This is a genomic window from Massilia sp. UYP11, from assembly GCF_050434805.1.
Lineage (GTDB): Bacteria > Pseudomonadota > Gammaproteobacteria > Burkholderiales > Burkholderiaceae_D > Telluria.
On sequence record NZ_JBNDJE010000002.1, the window covers coordinates 472,898 to 491,034 of the forward strand.

Sequence of the window (18,137 nt, forward strand, 5' to 3'; positions counted from 1 at the left end):
CAGACTGATTTATTCGCCTGCTCAGGCAGCCAGCTTGGCCTTGACGGCGCTGACGATCGCGGCGAATGCCGGCTTGTCATGCACAGCCATGTCGGCCAGGACTTTACGGTCCAGTTCAATCGCGGACTTCTTCAGGCCGTTCATGAAGGCGCTGTAGGTCATGCCGTGCGAACGCGAAGCCGCGTTGATACGGGTGATCCACAGTGCGCGGAAGACGCGCTTCTTGTTGCGGCGATCGCGGTAGGCATACTGGCCAGCGCGCATGACTGCTTGCTTGGCAACACGGTATACCTTGCTGCGGCGGCCACGGTAGCCTTTGGCAAGTTCAAGAACTTTCTTGTGACGGGCACGTGCAGTAACCCCACGTTTTACTCGAGGCATATTCGCTCCTTAGTGTGAGATTAAACAGCAGATGGCATCATGCGGTAGACGCTGGTCACGTCCGACGCATTGATGTTACGGGTGCCGCGCAGCTGGCGCTTGTTCTTGGTGGTCTTCTTGGTCAGGATGTGACGCTTGAAGGCCATGCCCGACTTGACGGTACCGCCCGGACGCACGCGAAAACGTTTCTTCGCGGAGCTCTTGGTTTTCATTTTTGGCATAGTCATCTGCCCTTGCGGACAGCCTCATATGGGACAGGATTGCAGGTGGCAGCAACGCTGCTCTTGGATGCCTACTTTCACTTGTCTTGCAGCAGAAGCGAGTCTGCTACAACCTGTTTCTAAAAACAGGAATCGCAGATTGTAGCACAGGTTTCGAGGGAATAGGATGGTCGCCGGCAACTCATCCGGCACGCCACGCGTCGCCCACGAAGCATGGACGCGTGACAGCCGGTCCGTGGCGCCGGCTTTCGCCTGCGCCACGGACCCGGCCGTGTATCCGCCTCGCGCGAAGAATTACTTCTTCTTTTTCGGCGCGACCACCATGATCATCTGGCGACCTTCGAGCTTCGGGAACTGCTCGACCGTGCCGACGGCTTCCAGGTCGGCACGCAGGCGTTCGAGCATGCGCAGGCCGATGTCCTGGTGGGCCATCTCGCGACCGCGGAAGCGCAAGGTGATCTTGGTCTTGTCGCCTTCTTCCAGGAACTTGATGAGGTTGCGCAGCTTGATGCTGTAGTCGCCCTCATCGGTGCCCGGACGGAACTTGATTTCCTTGACCTGGATGATCTTCTGCTTGAGCTTGGCTTCGTGGGCCTTCTTCTGCTCCGAATACTTGAACTTGCCGTAGTCCATCAGGCGGCAAACCGGAGGGACCGCATTCGGCGCGATCTCAACCAGGTCGACGTTCTTTTCTTCGGCCAGACGGAACGCTTCGGCCAGGGTCACGATGCCCAGCGGCTCGTTGTCCACACCGTTCAAACGCATTTCCGGATGGGTGATCTCGCCATTGATGCGATTCTGCTTGTCAGTAGCTATGTCTTTTCCTTTGAATGTATTGGTATTGGCCGGGATTATTTCGTCTTGGCGGCAACTTCGCCTACCAGACGCTCCACGAGCGCGTCGACGGACATTACGCCCAGATCGACATTGCCGCGGGCACGCACGGCCACAGTGTTCGCGTCCTTTTCCTTATCCCCGACAACGAGGATATACGGCAGTTTTTGGACGGAATGTTCACGTATTTTATAGGTGATCTTCTCGTTCCGCAAATCAGCGTGAACGCGCAGCCCGGCCTGGCGCAGCTTTTGCTCGACTTGCTTGACGTAGTCGGCCTGCGCATCCGAAATATTGAGCACCGCAACTTGCACTGGAGCAAGCCACAGCGGCAGCGCGCCGGCGTAGTTCTCGATCAGGATGCCGATGAAGCGCTCCATCGAGCCCACGATCGCGCGGTGCAGCATCACCGGCACCTTGCGGGTGTTGTCTTCTGCGACATACTCGGAACCGAGGCGGCCCGGCATCGAGAAGTCGACCTGCACGGTGCCGACCTGCCATGGGCGACCCAGGCTGTCCTTCAGGTGGTACTCGATCTTCGGGCCGTAGAAGGCGCCCTCGCCCGGCAATTCGGTCCACTCCACGCCGCAGGCGCGCAGCGCCGAACGGAGCGACTCTTCGGCCTGGTCCCAGACTTCGTCGGAACCGATGCGGCTGCTTGGCCTCAGCGCGAGCTTGACGTCGATGTTGGCGAAGCCGAAGTCGTCGTAGACGCCCATCGCCTGGGCGTGGAAGGACGTGACTTCGCGCTCGACCTGCTCTTCGGTACAGAAGATGTGGCCGTCGTCCTGGGTGAAGCCGCGCACGCGCATCAGGCCATGCAGCGCGCCCGAAGGCTCGTTGCGATGGCACTGGCCGAATTCGCCGAAGCGCAGCGGCAGGTCGCGGTAGGAGCGCATGCCCGCGTTATAGATCTGCACGTGTCCCGGGCAGTTCATCGGCTTGAGCGCATACGAGCGGTTTTCCGACTCGGTCGTGAACATATTGTCACGGTAGTTCTCCCAGTGGCCGGTCTTTTCCCACAGGGTGCGGTCGAGGATCTGCGGCGCCTTGACTTCGCTGTAGCCGCTGACCTGGTACTTGTGGCGCATGTACTGCTCCACCTGCTGCCAGACGGTCCAGCCCTTCGGATGCCAGAACACCAGGCCCGGCGCTTCTTCCTGGAAGTGGAACAGGTCCAATGCCTTGCCGAGCTTGCGGTGGTCGCGCTTTTCCGCTTCTTCGAGCATGTGCAGGTATTGCTCCTGGTCTTCCTTCCTGGTCCAGGCGGTGCCGTACACGCGCTGCAGCATCTCGTTCTTGGAGTCGCCGCGCCAGTAGGCGCCGGCCAGCTTCATCAGCTTGAAGACCTTGATCTTGCCGGTCGACGGCACGTGCGGGCCGCGGCACAGGTCGGTGAAGCCGCCTTCGCTGTACAGCGAGACGTCTTCATTGGCCGGAATCGAGGCGATGATTTCGGCCTTGTAGTGTTCGCCGATCGACTTGAAATAGGCCACGGCCTCGTCGCGCGGCAGCACCTTGCGGGTGACCGGTTCGTCCTTCTTGGCCAGCTCGACCATCTTCTTTTCGATGGCGGCCAGGTCGTCCGGGGTGAACGGGCGCTTGTACGAGAAGTCGTAGTAAAAGCCGTTCTCGATGACCGGGCCGATGGTGACCTGGGCTTCCGGGAACAATTCCTTGACCGCATAGGCCAGCAGGTGGGCGGTCGAGTGACGGATCACGTCCAGGCCTTCCGGGTCGCGCTCGGTCACGATCGCGAGATCGGCATCACCGTCGATCAGGAACGAGGTGTCGACCACCTTGCCGTTGACCTTGCCGGCCAGGGCGGCCTTGGCCAGGCTCGGGGCGATGTTTTGTGCTACCTGGGCCACCGTCACGGGGCCGTCGAATTGACGGCTGGAGCCATCGGGAAGTCGAACGTTCAGCATGCTGTTCTCCAATTGGCGCACGCGCCGGTGAAAAATAAACAAATAGACAATGGGAATTTAAAAGACGAAAAAAAACGCGGCACTAGCCGCGTTTTTCCGTTGTGTTGAGCAAAAGCACACCCCTTCGCGTCTAGCGACTCCCCCACAACCAGGTTGTAGTTCGCGGTGTCATAACCGTCGGTGCCTTTCTCGCTCTTATTGCCGTGTTCTGGTGGGCGGTGCAGAATTCGAATCTGCGACCCCTTGGATGTCGACCAAGTATTCTAACCAGCTGAACTAACCGCCCGATGCCGCCATTATAAGGACCGCATGGCGGAACCGCAACCCTCGCACGGAAATAGTTGCCGCAGGACCCGCCCCTGCCCGGTTGCGGCGTATGCTTTACACTTCCGGTCTGCCACCATTTTCCCTTCGCCAGCGATGACTTACCAGCCGTACGACCCTTCGCACCTGCACGCCCACCTGGACGGCGACGCCAGTCATGCGCACTCGATCGAGGCGCGCAGCCAGAAGGCGCTGGCGGTGGCGCTCGGCCTGACCTTGCTGTTCGCCGTGGTCGAAGTGATCACCGGCTTCCTCTCCAACTCGCTGGCCCTGATCTCGGATGCCGGCCACATGGTGACCGACGCCGCCGCCCTGGGCCTGGCCTTGCTGGCCCAGCTGATCGCCAAGCGCCCGCCGTCGGCCCGCCACTCCTTCGGCTTCGTGCGCGCCGAAGCGCTGGCCGCCTTCGTCAACTGCCTGGCGATGCTGGGCCTGGTGGCCTGGATCGGCTACGAGGCGGTGCAGCGGCTGATCCATCCCGAACAGGTGCAGGGCGGCATCGTGCTGGTGGTCGCGGCCCTGGGCGCCTCGATCAACCTGCTGGTCGCCTGGATTCTTTCTCGTAACAACGACAGCATCAATACCCGCGCCGCCCTGGTCAACGTGATGGGAGACCTGCTCGGTTCGCTGGCGGCGATCGCCTCCGGCGCCATCATCTACGTCACCGGCTGGGTGCAGGCCGACCCGATCCTGTCGATCTTCGTCGCCCTCCTGATCCTGCGCTCGACCAGCGGCATCCTGCGCGAGTCGTACCACTTCCTGATGGAAGGCGTGCCGCATGCGATCGACTACGTGCAGGTCGGCGCCGACATGGCCGCCGTCGACGGCGTGCTGGCCGTGCACGATATGCACGTGTGGGACATGTCGCCGGGCCACCCCGCCCTGATCGGCCACATCGAGATCCGCAGCCTGGAAGAATGGCCGCCGGTGCTCGAAGCGGTGCGCGCCATGCTGCGCGAACGGCACGGCATCGATCACGTGACCCTGCAGCCCGAGGCGGCTGGCGGCAAGTCGCTCTAAGCGCCTACCCCGGCAGGTGGGAGTCGCTCCTGCCGCGCCTGGCAAGTGTGCGCTGCGTTGCTCGTCGTTGCATGGCTCGCCATGCGGCCTCCTCGCGCCTTGCTCACACTCGCCATGCATCGCCTACGCGCATGTCGGCATGAGCTTCCCCCCACCTACCGGGATAGGCGCTAAGGCGCGCGTGTAAGCCGATGCCGACCCGGCGCTCAGGCGCGCGCCGATACCCCGGTCGTACCCGCCCCGCGATAATCAAGGCATGGAACTCACACCGAACGTCTTCGACACCATCATCATCGGCGGCGGCCCTGGCGGCCTGACCGCCGCCATCTACCTGCACCGCTTCACGCGCAACGTGGCCCTGGTCGACAAGGGCAATAGCCGGCTGGGCTGGATTCCCGTCTCGCACAACTATCCAGGCTTTCCCGATGGAGTCAACGGCAAGCTGCTGCTGGACCAGCTCCGTTGCCAGCTCGGCAACTACGGCGGCCATGTGATCCCCGGCGAGATCACGAACCTGCGCATCGAGGACGGCCTGTTCGAAGCCGACTGCTGCAGTCCCGAGGGCGACCTGACCACCCTGCGCGCGCATACGGTGCTGCTGGCCACCGGCGTGGCCGACGCCGGCATGCCGGTCGAGCGCTGGGAAGAAGCGGTCGCGGCAGGCGCCGTGCGCCTGTGCCCGGTGTGCGACGGCTTCGACGTCATCGACAAGCGCATCGCGGTGGCCACGTCCGAGGTCAATCCGGTCGGCCACGCCCTGTTCATGCGCAGCTTCAGCGCCGACGTGCTGCTGTTCGAGCGCGCCGACGAAACTGCCGTCAACGCCGACGAAAAGCGCCAGCTGGAGGCGGCGAACGTGCTCCACATCGCGTCGCCGCTGGCCGGCGTGACCCTGACCGACGACTTGCGACCGGTGCTGCACACGCGCGATGGCGAGCACTACGAATGCGACGTGTTCTATCCGATGCTGGGCGAAAGCGCGAGATCGAGCCTGGCGGCGGCCCTCGGCGCCGAAACCGCCGAGTGCGACAAGCTGCTGGTGGACGACCATTGCCGCACCACGGTGCCGGGCCTGTTCGCCATCGGCGACGTCACGCGCGGGCTGAACCAGATCGCGGTGGCGACGGGCCAGGCGGCGATCGCGGCCACGACCATCCACAATACGCTGCCCTGGGCCCTGCGCTCCCGGCCATGACCGACTGTCGAAAAACTTTACAGTTAAACAACGTCGGTAGCAGATAGTGAACAAAATCAAGTAATTGCAGGCAGGCATGGGAATTGCATAGCGATACCCATCGTCCGAATTCATCATTGACTGATGGCGGCGCGACCAATCAACGCTGCCGACGATCCCTGATGCTGAATATTCTGACGTTCTCAACCCTGTTCCCGAATGCCGTCGAACCGCACCACGGAATTTTCACCGAGACCAGTCTTCGCCAGCAACTGCGCCACCACCCCGTCCGCTCGATAGTGGTTGCACCGGTGCCATGGTTCCCGTCGACTGCGGGGGTCTTCGGGCGCTATGCGCGCTATGCGCGGGTGCCGCGCGAGGAAGTCCGGGACGGCATACGGGTGCTGCATCCGCGCTACGCCAATTTGCCCGGTATCGGCATGTATGCGACACCATGGACACTGTTCCACGCCGCACGCGGGGCCATCGATGGCCTGCTTGCGCAGGGCGCCGATTTCGACCTCATCGATGCTCACTACTTCTACCCGGACGGCGTGGCCGCGGCCATGCTGGGACGCCATTACGGCAAGCCGGTGATCATCAGCGCGCTGGGCAGCGACATCACCCAGCTGCCGGACCATGTCTGGCCACGCCGCCTGATCCGCCAGGCGGCGCACTCCGCCTATGCAATGATCAGCGTCTGCGAGGCACTGCGCCAGGACATGATCCGCCTCGGCCTGCCCGGAGAACGCATCCATGCGTTGCGCAATGGCGTCGATCTCGAACTGTTCTATCCGGAACCCTATGCACGGGCACGTGCGGGGCTGAGCATCGACGGCTTCACCCTGCTCTCGGTCGGCCACCTGATCGAACGCAAGGGGCACGACAAGGTCATCTCCGCCCTGCCGCAACTGCGTGGCGTGCGCCTGATGATCGTTGGCGCGGGTCCGGAGCGCGACCGGCTCATGGCCATGTGCCGCCAGCTCGGCGTGCAGGATCGCGTCCGCTTCCTCGGCCTCCTGACACAGAGCCAGTTGCGCACCTGCTACAGCGCCGCCGACGCGCTGGTGCTGGCCTCGAACCGGGAGGGCTGGGCCAACGTCCTGCTCGAGGCAATGGCCTGCGGTGCGCCGGTCATCGCCAGCGACGTGGGCGGCACCGCCGAGGTGGTGCGCTGCCATGCGGCAGGGCTACTGCTGCGCGCAAATTCAGCGGCCGGCGTGGCCGATGCCGTACGGCGCCTGCGCGCCGACATGCCCACGCGCGAAGCGACCTGCGCACACGCCCGCCTGCACTCCTGGCACGCGACCACACATGCCCAATTCAACCTGTTCGCCAACGCCGCCGGATTTTCAATCGATCATGCTCTCCACCGACCAGCTGCTTGACCTCACGCTCCAGTACAACACGCAAGGATTCGTCCACCTGAAACAGCTGCTGCCGCAGGCGGTGGTAGCAGCTGCGCGCAGCGCCTTCGACGCCGCTGCCGCCCGCCACGCGCAGGCGACGCGTCAGGCCCGCGACAGCGGCAAGCGCTTCCACGACCTGCCCGCCATCCTCGATGCCGATCCGGTATTCGTCGACCTCGTCGACTTGCCTGCGCTGTTCCCGCTGCTGCGCCGGACGGTGGGCGAAGATATCGCGTTGCAGGAAACCAGTGCGCGCCTGTTCTTTCCCGGCCCAACCTTCACCAGCCCTTACCATTCCGACATCGCGCGCGTGTCGGGCGTCGCCCCCGCCCACGCGCCCAGCTTCCTGGCCAAGGCACACTTCTACCTGGAAGACCTGGCGCCGAACCAGGGCTGCCTGTCGTTCATCCCGGGCAGCCAGCACCTGCCGCCACTGCATGTCAATCCGCATCGGCCGACGCTGGCCGCCTCCGGCGCAACGGTGCGCATCGTGCCACGCGCCGGCGACGTGGTGCTCTTCAACACCCATGTGCTGCACATGGCCGAGGCCAACGACACCGATCGCGTACGCAAGTCGCTCATCTATACCTACGGTCACTTCTGGATGAAGGCCTTTCGCAGCGCTGCGCCATCCGATCTGGCCCGTTTCGATGGCGACCCGCAACGCCAGCAATTATTCGGCGTCGACCTGCCCGGTGTCAGCCACTTCGGCCGGCGCCTGGACCGACTGACGCCACCCGGCATGGCGATCCGCTTGCGCCGTCTTTCCGAAAAACTGCTGCATCGCCTGCTGCCGGCCGACAGCCTGCCGCCGCGGGCCTGAGCTTCGCGCGGGGCGCTGTCGCATGAAGCAACGCCGGCGGTCTCACCCCATGCAAAGTGGCGCGCGCCAGTCGGGATGAACGCGCGGCTTGACGATGGAACGCGCATTGTCGGCGCGCCAGCGATCCCGCTCACGCGGTAGCTGCGTCTCGAAGAGCGTCTCGACATGATCGACCGTGACCGGTGACTTTCAATGCATCGCTCAAACGCCGGTTCCCCTCACTGGCCCGCCACGAGCGCCATCCGGCGCCGGATCCCGTCCGCTGCCGCGCTGTCGCCGGCCGCCCTGGCGCGCTGCTCCTGCACCCCGAGCCAGGTCAGCAAGGGGCGGCGCCAGCCCTGGTTCGAGGCGGTGTCCACCGCCAGCGCGATGCCCTGCGGCGTCATGCGTCCCGCCTTGAACAGCGCCCCGGCCGCGACCATCCGCGACAACGGGTCGTCGATCTTGTCGAGCGCGCCGCCCGCGACCACGGCGCGATGCTGCTCGGGCAGCAGCGCCGCGTCCAGGCCAATCCACTGCCCCGCCAGGTAGGCGGCGTAGGCGCGCTGGCCCGGCGTGGCATCCGCCGCCAGCGCCGCATAGCCGGGGCAATCCTCGAATACGAGACTGGCCGCCTGCGCCGCGCAGCGCACCAGCTCCACCTGGGCCACGCGATCCGGGCGCCCGGTGGCCGCCGTCTCGCGCCGCGCCTCGCGGAATTCGGCCTCGGACGCCGCCGTGTGCCCTTTCAGGTAGTCGTCGACCGCGGCGTCGAGGGCGTCCTTGGCATTGGCTTGCCAGTCGGGCGGCAGCGGCTTGCCGGCGCAGCCGGCCAGCGCGGCCACGATCAATACGCAAGCGATTTTCATGGCAGCTTGATCTCCTGGCTGCTCCGGGCGAACGGCCATTTGCGGTTGATTTCCTCGACCAGGCGGTTCACCTTGCGCAGGCTGGCGTCGACCTCGCCGCGCAGCGCGCCCAGGTCTTCGGTGGCCGCGCGCGTATTGGCGCCCACCGCCTGGGCCTCCACCAGCACCGCGTCGACCTTCTTCAGCGTGGCGCTGGCGTCCTGCAGCACCACGTCCAGCTGGCGGACCGCGGCCTGGGTATCGTCCATCACGCCGGCCTTGCCGAACACGCGCTGGTCGGCCTTGGCCAGGATGGCGTTGACCCGATCCAGCGCTTCCATCAGCTTCTTCGCCTCTTCGTCGCCGCCCAGCGCGCCGCCGAGCACGCCGTAGCGGCCCGACATGCGGGCCGTCACCGCCGACAGGTTGGCCAGGCTGGCGTTGACGTCCGAGCCGGACGCGGTCATGGTTTCCAGGTTTTCCAGCAGCGCGCGCGCGGTGGCGACGATGCGCGGGATCTCGGCGGTGGCGTCGCCGCGCAGCACGGTGCGGGTGGAATCCGGCGGCAACGGCGGATCGGTCAGCACCCCGGTATAGGCGCGCAGGCGGGTCTCGCCGACGATGCTCGACTCCAGCGTGAACACGCTCGAGACGCGCAGCCACTTGGCGTCCTTGCTCTGGACGTCGACCGTGATCTGCACCTTGCCGTCGTCGCCCAGGTCGACCTGGCGCACGCGCCCGATCGGAAAGCCGGCGAAGGTCATGTCCATGCCGGGGATGACGCCGGACGAATCCTCGGCCACCAGGGTCAGGCGCTGGGTCGGCTCGAACACGCCGCGCGCGTACATCACGTACAGCACGAAGGCCGCGATCATGAGGCCCAGCAGCACCAGCAGGATCACCGCCTTGGCTTCGACGTTCTTGGGCTCGTCGGGGGTGGATGGATCAGGAGTCGGGTCCGGCATGAGGTTCTCGTTCCAGGATTCAGATGTATTTCAGGGCCAGGGAGCTGGCCTCGATCACGATCAGCACGAACAGCAGGCGCAGCGCGCCGGGCTGCACGCTGGTGGCCAATGCACGCGGATAGCGCTGCAATTCGAGCACGGCGGCGGTCGGGATCAGGGCCACCGCCAGGCCGAACAACACCGTCTTGATCACGAAGCCGGCCGTCACCACCGGCGTGAACACGCGGCCCACGGTGCGGGTGTAGTCGGGAATGCCCCAGGGCGACAGGCCATACACGTTCAGATAGGCCAGCAGCAGTACGGTGATCGACGTGACCATCGCCAGCGACAGCACCGCCACCGCGTTGGCGATCAGTTGCGGCACCAGGTCGCGCCGCACGCGGTGCAGCGCCTCGATGCTGGCGGCGCGGATCGACAGCCCTGAGCGCGCCAGGCCCAGGGCCGCGGCGTCGAACGCCATGCTGGCGCGCAGCGCCACGAACAGCGCCGCCGCCAGCGGAATCAGCTCCAGCACCAGCACCCGCACCACCATCTCGAGCGCGATGCCGGACAGGCCGTAGCTCTTGGCCGTGACCAGCACGATGCGGATGATGACGAGGCTGACCAGGCAGGAGGCCAGCGTGAACCAGGGCAGCACCAGCCAGGTGCTGGCGTGGATGTGGCGCGCGGTGGCGTGAAAGCTCGCGCGGCGCCAGGTGGACGGCGAGAGGGCCGTGACGACGGCGACCGCGCCCAGGTGGATCATGTACCACCAGCTGCGCAGGTAGCGCGCCAGGTAGGCGGGCCACAGGGTCGGTTGGGCGATGGGCGGGATCGTTCGCGGCATGGACTGAATGATACTCGGTTGCAGGCGATTGAACGGGTCCGTGACAATTGATGACGTTCGCACGGACCGCGGGGCGGCGTGGCCGGCGCCCTACTGCCTCCTCGCCTCCATCACTCCCGACACCTCCATGATCGCCGCCAGCGCCTTTTGCGCCTGCGCCGTCGACCCGATCTCCGCCGTGAACACCATGCGCGCCTGGCCCCTGGCGCTCTGGGTATTGACGCCGATCACATTGATCTTCTCGCGCGAGAACACCTCGGAGATGTCGCGCAACAGGCCTTGCCGGTCTTGCGCCAGGATGAACAGGTCGACCGGATAAACGGTCTCCATGCCGGCCGTGCCCCACTCCACCTGGATCACGCGCTCGGGCGACTTGGCCTGCATCTCGGCGAAGTTCTTGCAGCTGAGGCGGTGGATCGAGACGCCCTTGCCGCGCGTGACGAAGCCGACGATCGGGTCCGGCGGCGCCGGTTTGCAGCACTTGGCCAGCATCGTCATCAGGCCTTCGGTGCCCACCACCAGCACGCCCGACTTGGCGCCCTGCTCGACGCTCGATGCGCGGCTCTTGTTGACCACCGCCGCGTCTTCGACCGGCGCCGGCTCGACGCTCTCGTGCAGCGCCGCTTCGACGTGACGCAGGCTGAACTTGTCCTTGCCGACCTCGATGAACAATTCGTCCACCTTGGCGAAACCGAGTTTCTGGGCCAGCAGCTCGAGGTTGACCGCGGTCTTGCCCTCGCGCTGCAGCGATTTCTCGACCAGCGCCCGGCCATTTGCCAGCGTTTCGGCCACGTCCAGCGCATGGAACCAGGCGCGGATCTTGGAGCGGGTGCGGCTCGAGACCGTGTACTCGGGACTGAGCCAGTCGCGCGACGGGCCCTGGCTGCCGGCCCCGCCCTTGGCGGTGATGATCTCGCAGGTCTGGCCGTTCTTGAGCGGGGTATTGAGCGGCACCATCACGCCGTCGATCTTGGCGCCGCGGCAGCGGTGCCCGACCTCGCTGTGCAGGTGATAGGCGAAGTCGATCGGCGTGGCGCCGACCGGCAGCTCCAGCACGCGCGCCTGCGGCGTGAGCACGAAGATGCGGTCGTCGAGGCTGGCCGCCTTGAGTTTCTCGACCCATTCCTTCTGCTGGTTTTCCTGGCCGGCCACGGCGTCGGCGACGTCGGTCTTCCAGGCCAGCAGCTGGCGCAGCCAGGCGATCTTCTCGTCGTACTGCTGGCTCTTGAAGTTGGACCCGCCCTCTTCCTTGTAGCGCCAGTGGGCCGCGATGCCGTACTCGGCGAAATTGTGCATCTCTTGCGTGCGGATCTGCACCTCCAGCGGACGGCCGTCGTCGGCCGTCACCACCGTGTGCAGCGAGCGGTAGCCGTTCGGCTTGGGGCGCGAGATGTAGTCGTCGAACTCCTTAGGCACCGGAGTCCAGATATTGTGGATCACGCCCAGCACCGTGTAGCAGGTCTTGATGTCGGCCACGATCACGCGGAAGGCGCGCACGTCGTAGAGCTCCGAGAAATCGAGCTCCTTGCCGCGCATCTTGCTCCAGATGCTGTAGATGTGCTTCGGCCGCCCCGAGACATCGGCCCGGATGCCGGCCGCGGCCAGCTCGCTTTGCAGGCGCGCGATCGACGAGGCCACGAAGCTTTCGCGCGACATGCGCTTTTCTTCGAGCATCTTGGCGATGCGCTTGTAGGTATCCGGTTCGATGAAGCGGAAGGCCAGGTCTTCGAGCTCCCATTTCAGTTGCCAGATGCCGAGCCGGTTGGCCAGCGGCGCATAGAAGTCCAGCACCTCGCGGCCATAGGCGCGCGTGACTTCGTCGAAACGCTTGTGCTCGGCGAAGTAGCGCAAGGTGGCGGCGCACGAGGCCAGGCGCATCAGGACCACGCGCATGTCGGTGGCCATCGCCAGCAGCATCTTGCGCAGGGTCTCGTTCTGGGCCGCGGCCTGCTGGGCCGCGTTCTTGCCGCTGCCCACCGGCGCCTGGCCGGCGGTCAGGTCGCGCAGGCGGATCAGCTGGTGCACGCCCTGCACCAGCGCCGCCACTTCGGGGCCGAAGCGCTCCTCGATGCGCCCGAAGGTGGCAGGGTCCATCAGCGCCAGCTCGAACAAGAGGCCCGCGATGCGGGTCTCGGCGTCGGTGTTCAGGTAGGCCAGGGTGCCGGCCGCGCCGAGCGAGAACTCGAACGCGCCCTGGCCCGAGGAAGCGATCCGCTCGCCATAGCCTGCGGCCGCGTAATCGAGCGCCGCCTGCACGCGCGCGCAGTCCGCCTGGCCCAGTCCCTGGACCAGGCCGCTGTTTACGTCGCCCAGCAGGGCGGTCGATACCATACGACGGTTCTGCCTTAGCGAACGGCGGCGGTGACGCACACCTCGACCAGGCAGGCCGGATTGGCGAGCCTGGCTTCGACGGTCGCGCGCGGCGGGGTATGGCCCTGCGCCACCCACTCGTCCCAGACGCTGTTCATGCCGGGGAAGTTATCCATGCTGGAGATGAAGATCTGGCAGGTCAGGATGCAGGTCTTGTCGCTGCCGGCGTCGCCCAGCAGGCGGTCGACGTGGCCCAGCACCTCGCGCATCTGGCCCTCGATGCCCTGGCTGGTGTCTTCGGCGATCTGGCCGGCCAGGTAGACGGTGTCGTTGTAGATCGCTACTTCGGACAGGCGTTTGCCTACGTGCAGTCGTTTGATTTCCATGATCTCTTTCTTTAGGTTTATGACGAACCGCTTCGGTTCGGGTTGACAATGTTGTTGCTTGTTCAGTCGATTAAGAAGGCGCGCGCGATCGCGATCTGGTCGTCGTGCACGAAGGTCGGCGCATGGCCCACCCCGGGCAGTTCGACCAGGCGCGGACGCGGTCCGCGCTGCGTCATCTGCTGCGCGGTCGCGCGCGACAGCAGGTCGGAATGCTCGCCGCGCACCAGCAGGGTCGGGCAGCGAATCTTGTCCCAGGCCGCCCACAGCGCGGCCTCGTCCTGGGCGGCGCGTTCCAGGGTGATCTCCCGGAACGGCTGCGCCAGGTTCAAGTCGTAGTGGCGCTCCCACTGGCCGTCCTGCCCCTGGCGCAGGACGTCGGCCGCCAGCTTGCGCCACTCGTCGTCGGAGTGCGGGCCGAAGGATGCCGAGACCGTCTTCACGAACTCGGCCCCGGCGGCGAAGCTCGGGAAGCGCACGTCCTGGCCGATGTAGTCGCCGATGCGCCGCAAGGCGGCGCCATCGAGCACCGGGCCGATATCGTTGAGCACGAACTTGCGCACCGGGCTGCCCTCGAGCGCGGCCAGCGCCATGCCGACCAGGCCGCCCATCGAAGTGCCGAACCAGGCCACGTCCTCGTTGTCGGCGCCGGCCGTCACGCGCGCGATCAGGGTCACCATGTCGGCCACGTACTGCGGCACCGTGTAATAGGCCGGATCGCGCAGCCGCTCCGAGCGCCCGCGCCCCACGATGTCCGGGCAGACCACGCGATAGTCGTCGCACAGGGCGCGCGCCAGATGGTCGAAATCGTCGCCGACGCGGGTCACGCCATGCACGCAGACCAGCACCTTCGGATTGTCCGCGTCGCCCCATTCCTTGTAGGCGACGCGGTGCAGCCCGGCGGGCGAGCTGCACTGGACGCTTTTTAATCTGGGTTCAGACATCGGGACTCCGTCATGAAAAAATAGGCAGCCGCCGGTTGGCGGCGGCTGTGCAATTCGCCATCAGAATGGCGTTGCGATTAGAATTCTACCAATTCTCAGGAAGTTTCCCCGATCACCTTCATATAGAGGACGCAATGAAATCCAGCATGCTAAGTGGCAAAACGGCTCTCGTCACCGGTTCGACCTCGGGCATCGGCCTCGGGATCGCGCGCTCGCTGGCCGAACAGGGCGCCAACATCGTGTTCAACGGCTTCGGCGACGCCCAGCAGATCGAGAAGCTGTACACCGACATCGGCGCCGAATTCGGGGTGCAGACGGCCTACCACAACGCCGACATGTCCAAGCCAGCGGAGATCGAGGCCATGATGCGCTACGCCGTCGAGAAATTCGGCGGGGTCGACGTCCTGGTCAACAATGCCGGCATCCAGCACGTGGCGCCGGTCGAGGAATTCCCGACCGAGAAATGGGACGCCATCATCGCCATCAACCTCAGCTCGGCCTTCCACACCACCCGCCTGGTCCTGCCCGGCATGAAGCAGAAAAACTGGGGCCGCATCATCAACCTGGCGTCGGTGCACGGCCTGGTGGGATCGAGCCAGAAATCGGCCTACGTCGCCGCCAAGCACGGCCTGGTTGGCCTGACCAAGGTGACGGCGCTCGAGACGGCGCAGACCGGCGTGACCGCGAATGCGATCTGCCCCGGCTTCGTGCTGACCCCCCTGGTGCAGAAACAGGTCGACGATCGCGCCGCGCGCGACGGCCTGGACAACGACGCCGCGCGCAAGGCCTTGCTGCTTGAAAAACAACCGTCGGGTGAATTCGTCACCCCGGAAGAACTGGGCGCGCTGGCCGTGTTCTTCTGCAGTCCGGCCGCCGACCAGGTGCGTGGCGTGGCGTGGAACATGGATGGCGGCTGGGCCGCCCAGTAACATCGGGGCGAAACGGCGGTGCCGGCCGGGCGCCGCCTCGGCCCCGCGCTGTCACGGCTGCTGCGCCAGACCCTGCCGCCAGACCCTGCCGTCCGCCAGCCAGATGGCGGACCGGCCACCCTCCTCCCTCCCCGTTCGCACCGCTGCGGTGCGTGAGCCTGCATGCCGCCCTGGTGCAGTGCAGCATGCGGATTTCCACAATAGCCCGCTGAGAACGATTGCTCCACCATGGAACAACCACGAACCTCGCTGAAGAGTTGCCATGAAGAAGCCTTTCTATAAAGTACTGTATGTCCAGGTGCTGATCGCCATCGTCCTTGGCGTGTTGCTGGGGGTGTTCTACCCCGAACTGGGCACCGCGATGAAGCCACTGGGAGACGGCTTCATCAAGCTGATCAAGATGATCATCGCCCCCGTGATCTTCTGTACCGTCGTCGCCGGCATCGCCGGGATGCAGGACATGAAGAAGATCGGCCGCGTCGGCGGCAAGGCGCTGATCTATTTCGAGGTCGTGTCGACCTTCGCCCTGGCCATTGGCCTCGTGGTCGCCAACCTGGTCAAGCCGGGCGCCGGCTTCAACGTCGATCCGGCCCACCTCGATTCGAGCTCGATCGCGCAGTACACCACCAATGCGCATGCCCAGACCACGACCGAGTTCATCATGCACATCATCCCGAATACCTTCGTGGATGCTTTCGCAACCGGTAACATCTTGCAAGTCCTGCTGATCGCGATCCTGTTCGGCTTCGCGCTGTCGATGATGGGCGAACGCGGCCGTCCAGTCACCAAGTTCATCGACGACATCGCCCACGTGATCTTTGGCATCGTCAACATCGTCATGAAAGTCGCCCCGATCGGCGCCTTCGGCGCGATGGCCTTCACCATCGGCAAATATGGCCTGGAGTCGCTGCTGCCGCTGGCCAAGCTGATGGGTTCGTTCTACCTGACCTGCGCGCTGTTCGTGTTCGTCGTACTGGGCGCCATCGCCAAGTTCACCGGCTTCTCGATCTTCAAGTTCATCAAGTACATCAAGGAAGAACTGCTGATCGTGCTGGGCACCTCGTCGTCGGAAAGCGCCCTGCCGAACCTGATGCGCAAGCTCGAAAAGCTGGGCTGCTCCAAGCCGGTGGTCGGCCTGGTGGTCCCGACCGGGTACTCGTTCAACCTGGACGGCACCAATATCTACATGACGATGGCGGCGCTGTTCGTGGCGCAGGCAACCAATACCGAACTGACCCTGACCCAGGAACTGACCATCCTGCTGGTGGCGATGCTGACCTCGAAAGGCGCATCGGGCATCACCGGCGCCGGCTTCATCACGCTGGCCGCGACCCTGGCCGTGGTGCCGACCATTCCGGTGGCGGGCATGGCCCTGATTCTCGGCATCGACCGCTTCATGAGCGAAGCGCGCGCCCTGACCAACTTCATTGGCAACGGCGTCGCGACGGTCGTGGTGTCGAAGTGGGAGAAAGAACTGGATTCGGCGCGCATGGACGACGTATTGAGCGGCCGCGTCCATGTCGAAGACCAGAACAGCCTGAAGCAAGTGCGCGAAGCGGCGTAATCCCGCGCGCTGCCCGCCCCAAAAAAAACCGTGTCCTCGGACACGGTTTTTTTTATCCCTTCTTTTTATCCCTTCTTTTTATCCCTTCTTTTTATCCCTTCTTTTTATCCCTTCTTTTTTATCTCTCGTTTTTATCGCGCCTTTTTTATCCCACCCTTTTATTTCCCCATTTTATGGCCGCAACGGGTCTGCTATATTGCGGCTTTCCCGAATGACGACCGCCCTGGTCCGCCACGATGCACATCGCCGCCCAACCCGATGACGAAGCCGCGCGCCTGGCCGCGCTGTACGAACTCCTGATCCTCGACACCCCGCCCGAGGAACGTTTCGACAAGATCGCGCAATTCGCCGCCGCCGAGTTCGACATGCCGATCGTGCTGGTCACGCTGGTCGACGCCAATCGCCAGTGGTTCAAGGCGCGCGTGGGCATGCCGGTGTGCGAGACCGGCCGCGACGTGTCGTTCTGTGCGCACGCCATCCTGCGCGACGAGATCATGGTGGTCGACGACGCGCTGCAAGACCCGCGCTTCGCCGACAACCCGCTGGTGACGGGCGCGCCGCACATCCGCTTCTATGCCGGCGCGCCGCTGGCGCTGCCGTCCGGCCTGCGCCTGGGCACCCTGTGCCTGATCGACCGCCGACCGCGCACGCTCGATGCGATGGAACTGGCCATCCTGGGCACCTTGCGCGACCTGGCGGTGATGGAACTGGCGCACCCGGAGGAGCGCGCGGATGACTGAATCCATGCACATCCTGCTGGTGGAACCGGAGCCGATGCTGCGCCGCACGGTGGCGATGACGGCGCGCAGTCTTGCGCTGAGCCAGGTGCATGAAGCCGCGAGCATCGAGGCCGCGCGCCGCATGCTGCACGCACGCGCCTTCCACGGCGCGGTGATCGCGGTCGACTGCATCGGTCGCGGCGGCGAACGGCGCTACGACCTGAGCCTGGTCGACGAACTGCGCGCCGCCGGCGCGGCGAACGCGGTGATCCCGGTCGCGATCATGGCCGAACAGGCCACCGCCGAACTGCTGCACGAGCTGCGCAACCGCAAGATCAGCCGGGTCATCCTGAAACCCTTCCGCGCCAAGGTGCTGCTGGAAACGATCGAGCAGTTCGGCGCCGCCGGCAAACCGCGGCCCGGCCTGCCCCAGCGCCCGGCCTGAGCCCTCCCGGCATTCACTTTATTCACCCCGCATCCTGACACACGCGGATAGTTGTAGACACCTCGATCTAGACAGGATAATCTAGATTCATCCTGAACAGACGAGGTCATG

General features: G+C 65.0%; 18 protein-coding genes and 1 tRNA gene. 8 read left to right on the forward strand and 11 right to left on the reverse strand.

The window, feature by feature from the left end; translation table 11 throughout:
• Positions 1-21: 21 nt before the first annotated feature.
• From rplT to ABIB38_RS05575, 5 genes are all read right to left on the reverse strand, one after another.
• Complete coding sequence (gene rplT / locus ABIB38_RS05555; protein WP_320472443.1) at positions 22-381, reverse strand: 50S ribosomal protein L20; 360 nt, start codon at positions 379-381, stop codon at positions 22-24.
• A 20-nt stretch (positions 382-401) separates the two neighbouring features.
• Positions 402-602 carry a 50S ribosomal protein L35 gene (rpmI, locus tag ABIB38_RS05560; RefSeq protein WP_005667419.1) on the reverse strand — a complete coding sequence of 67 codons (201 nt, stop codon included), beginning with the start codon at positions 600-602 and terminating at the stop codon, positions 402-404.
• 294 nt (positions 603-896) lie between these two features.
• Positions 897-1,454 carry a translation initiation factor IF-3 gene (gene infC, locus ABIB38_RS05565; protein WP_292031645.1) on the reverse strand — a complete coding sequence of 186 codons (558 nt, stop codon included), beginning with the start codon at positions 1,452-1,454 and terminating at the stop codon, positions 897-899.
• Positions 1,454-3,364, reverse strand: coding sequence for a threonine--tRNA ligase (gene thrS / locus ABIB38_RS05570; RefSeq protein ID WP_429202467.1), 1,911 nt, complete (start codon positions 3,362-3,364; stop codon positions 1,454-1,456). Before thrS ends, infC begins: the two co-directional genes overlap by 1 nt.
• A 209-nt stretch (positions 3,365-3,573) precedes the next feature.
• Positions 3,574-3,650, reverse strand: a tRNA-Val gene (locus ABIB38_RS05575).
• Between the two features lie 134 nt (positions 3,651-3,784).
• Between ABIB38_RS05575 and ABIB38_RS05580 the strand changes: the two genes are divergently transcribed.
• The 4 genes from ABIB38_RS05580 (at position 3,785) to ABIB38_RS05595 (ending at position 8,114) form a co-directional block, all read left to right on the forward strand.
• Positions 3,785-4,708, forward strand: a complete 924-nt coding sequence (locus ABIB38_RS05580; RefSeq protein ID WP_429202469.1) for a cation diffusion facilitator family transporter — start codon at positions 3,785-3,787, stop codon at positions 4,706-4,708.
• A 256-nt stretch (positions 4,709-4,964) separates the two neighbouring features.
• Entirely contained in the window at positions 4,965-5,903 is a 939-nt protein-coding gene (locus tag ABIB38_RS05585; RefSeq protein WP_429202471.1) for an NAD(P)/FAD-dependent oxidoreductase, read from the forward strand.
• 161 nt (positions 5,904-6,064) lie between these two features.
• Complete coding sequence (locus tag ABIB38_RS05590) at positions 6,065-7,270, forward strand: glycosyltransferase family 4 protein (RefSeq protein WP_429202472.1); 1,206 nt, start codon at positions 6,065-6,067, stop codon at positions 7,268-7,270.
• Entirely contained in the window at positions 7,245-8,114 is an 870-nt protein-coding gene (locus tag ABIB38_RS05595; protein ID WP_429202474.1) for a phytanoyl-CoA dioxygenase family protein, read from the forward strand. The genes ABIB38_RS05590 and ABIB38_RS05595 overlap by 26 nt, the downstream gene beginning before the upstream one ends.
• A gap of 218 nt (positions 8,115-8,332) precedes the next feature.
• Here the strand turns inward: ABIB38_RS05595 and ABIB38_RS05600 are convergent, their stop codons facing one another.
• From ABIB38_RS05600 to ABIB38_RS05625, 6 genes are all read right to left on the reverse strand, one after another.
• Positions 8,333-8,962, reverse strand: a complete 630-nt coding sequence (locus ABIB38_RS05600) for a hypothetical protein (RefSeq protein WP_429202476.1) — start codon at positions 8,960-8,962, stop codon at positions 8,333-8,335.
• Complete coding sequence (locus tag ABIB38_RS05605; protein WP_429202477.1) at positions 8,959-9,906, reverse strand: MlaD family protein; 948 nt, start codon at positions 9,904-9,906, stop codon at positions 8,959-8,961. Before ABIB38_RS05605 ends, ABIB38_RS05600 begins: the two co-directional genes overlap by 4 nt.
• Positions 9,907-9,925: 19 nt before the next feature.
• A complete protein-coding gene (locus tag ABIB38_RS05610; protein ID WP_429202479.1) occupies positions 9,926-10,732 on the reverse strand; it encodes an MlaE family ABC transporter permease in 807 nt (268 codons plus the stop codon).
• A 90-nt stretch (positions 10,733-10,822) separates the two neighbouring features.
• Complete coding sequence (locus ABIB38_RS05615; RefSeq protein WP_429202481.1) at positions 10,823-13,063, reverse strand: RelA/SpoT family protein; 2,241 nt, start codon at positions 13,061-13,063, stop codon at positions 10,823-10,825.
• A gap of 14 nt (positions 13,064-13,077) precedes the next feature.
• The gene (locus tag ABIB38_RS05620; protein ID WP_429202483.1) at positions 13,078-13,428 is read right to left on the reverse strand and encodes a RidA family protein; all 351 of its coding nucleotides are present in this window, start codon (positions 13,426-13,428) and stop codon (positions 13,078-13,080) included.
• Positions 13,429-13,490: 62 nt separating this feature from the next.
• Positions 13,491-14,369, reverse strand: a complete 879-nt coding sequence (locus ABIB38_RS05625; RefSeq protein WP_429202485.1) for an alpha/beta fold hydrolase — start codon at positions 14,367-14,369, stop codon at positions 13,491-13,493.
• 146 nt (positions 14,370-14,515) lie between these two features.
• Between ABIB38_RS05625 and ABIB38_RS05630 the strand changes: the two genes are divergently transcribed.
• The 4 genes from ABIB38_RS05630 (at position 14,516) to ABIB38_RS05645 (ending at position 18,026) form a co-directional block, all read left to right on the forward strand.
• Positions 14,516-15,298 carry a 3-hydroxybutyrate dehydrogenase gene (locus ABIB38_RS05630; protein ID WP_429202487.1) on the forward strand — a complete coding sequence of 261 codons (783 nt, stop codon included), beginning with the start codon at positions 14,516-14,518 and terminating at the stop codon, positions 15,296-15,298.
• A gap of 262 nt (positions 15,299-15,560) precedes the next feature.
• Positions 15,561-16,862, forward strand: coding sequence for a dicarboxylate/amino acid:cation symporter (locus ABIB38_RS05635; RefSeq protein ID WP_429202489.1), 1,302 nt, complete (start codon positions 15,561-15,563; stop codon positions 16,860-16,862).
• 236 nt (positions 16,863-17,098) lie between these two features.
• Entirely contained in the window at positions 17,099-17,602 is a 504-nt protein-coding gene (locus ABIB38_RS05640) for a GAF domain-containing protein (RefSeq protein WP_429202491.1), read from the forward strand.
• Complete coding sequence (locus ABIB38_RS05645; RefSeq protein ID WP_429202493.1) at positions 17,595-18,026, forward strand: response regulator; 432 nt, start codon at positions 17,595-17,597, stop codon at positions 18,024-18,026. Before ABIB38_RS05640 ends, ABIB38_RS05645 begins: the two co-directional genes overlap by 8 nt.
• The last annotated feature ends 111 nt before the right edge of the window (positions 18,027-18,137 follow it).

Coding starts and splice junctions, on each gene's coding strand:
- rplT (WP_320472443.1), bottom strand. CDS start 381: ATGCCTCGAGTAAAACGTGGGGTTACTGCACGTGCCCGTCACAAGAAA.
- rpmI (WP_005667419.1), bottom strand. CDS start 602: ATGCCAAAAATGAAAACCAAGAGCTCCGCGAAGAAACGTTTTCGCGTG.
- thrS (WP_429202467.1), bottom strand. CDS start 3,364: ATGCTGAACGTTCGACTTCCCGATGGCTCCAGCCGTCAATTCGACGGC.
- ABIB38_RS05580 (WP_429202469.1), top strand. CDS start 3,785: ATGACTTACCAGCCGTACGACCCTTCGCACCTGCACGCCCACCTGGAC.
- ABIB38_RS05585 (WP_429202471.1), top strand. CDS start 4,965: ATGGAACTCACACCGAACGTCTTCGACACCATCATCATCGGCGGCGGC.
- ABIB38_RS05590 (WP_429202472.1), top strand. CDS start 6,065: ATGCTGAATATTCTGACGTTCTCAACCCTGTTCCCGAATGCCGTCGAA.
- ABIB38_RS05595 (WP_429202474.1), top strand. CDS start 7,245: ATGCTCTCCACCGACCAGCTGCTTGACCTCACGCTCCAGTACAACACG.
- ABIB38_RS05600 (WP_429202476.1), bottom strand. CDS start 8,962: ATGAAAATCGCTTGCGTATTGATCGTGGCCGCGCTGGCCGGCTGCGCC.
- ABIB38_RS05605 (WP_429202477.1), bottom strand. CDS start 9,906: ATGCCGGACCCGACTCCTGATCCATCCACCCCCGACGAGCCCAAGAAC.
- ABIB38_RS05610 (WP_429202479.1), bottom strand. CDS start 10,732: ATGCCGCGAACGATCCCGCCCATCGCCCAACCGACCCTGTGGCCCGCC.
- ABIB38_RS05615 (WP_429202481.1), bottom strand. CDS start 13,063: ATGGTATCGACCGCCCTGCTGGGCGACGTAAACAGCGGCCTGGTCCAG.
- ABIB38_RS05620 (WP_429202483.1), bottom strand. CDS start 13,428: ATGGAAATCAAACGACTGCACGTAGGCAAACGCCTGTCCGAAGTAGCG.
- ABIB38_RS05625 (WP_429202485.1), bottom strand. CDS start 14,369: ATGTCTGAACCCAGATTAAAAAGCGTCCAGTGCAGCTCGCCCGCCGGG.
- ABIB38_RS05630 (WP_429202487.1), top strand. CDS start 14,516: ATGCTAAGTGGCAAAACGGCTCTCGTCACCGGTTCGACCTCGGGCATC.
- ABIB38_RS05635 (WP_429202489.1), top strand. CDS start 15,561: ATGAAGAAGCCTTTCTATAAAGTACTGTATGTCCAGGTGCTGATCGCC.
- ABIB38_RS05640 (WP_429202491.1), top strand. CDS start 17,099: ATGCACATCGCCGCCCAACCCGATGACGAAGCCGCGCGCCTGGCCGCG.
- ABIB38_RS05645 (WP_429202493.1), top strand. CDS start 17,595: ATGACTGAATCCATGCACATCCTGCTGGTGGAACCGGAGCCGATGCTG.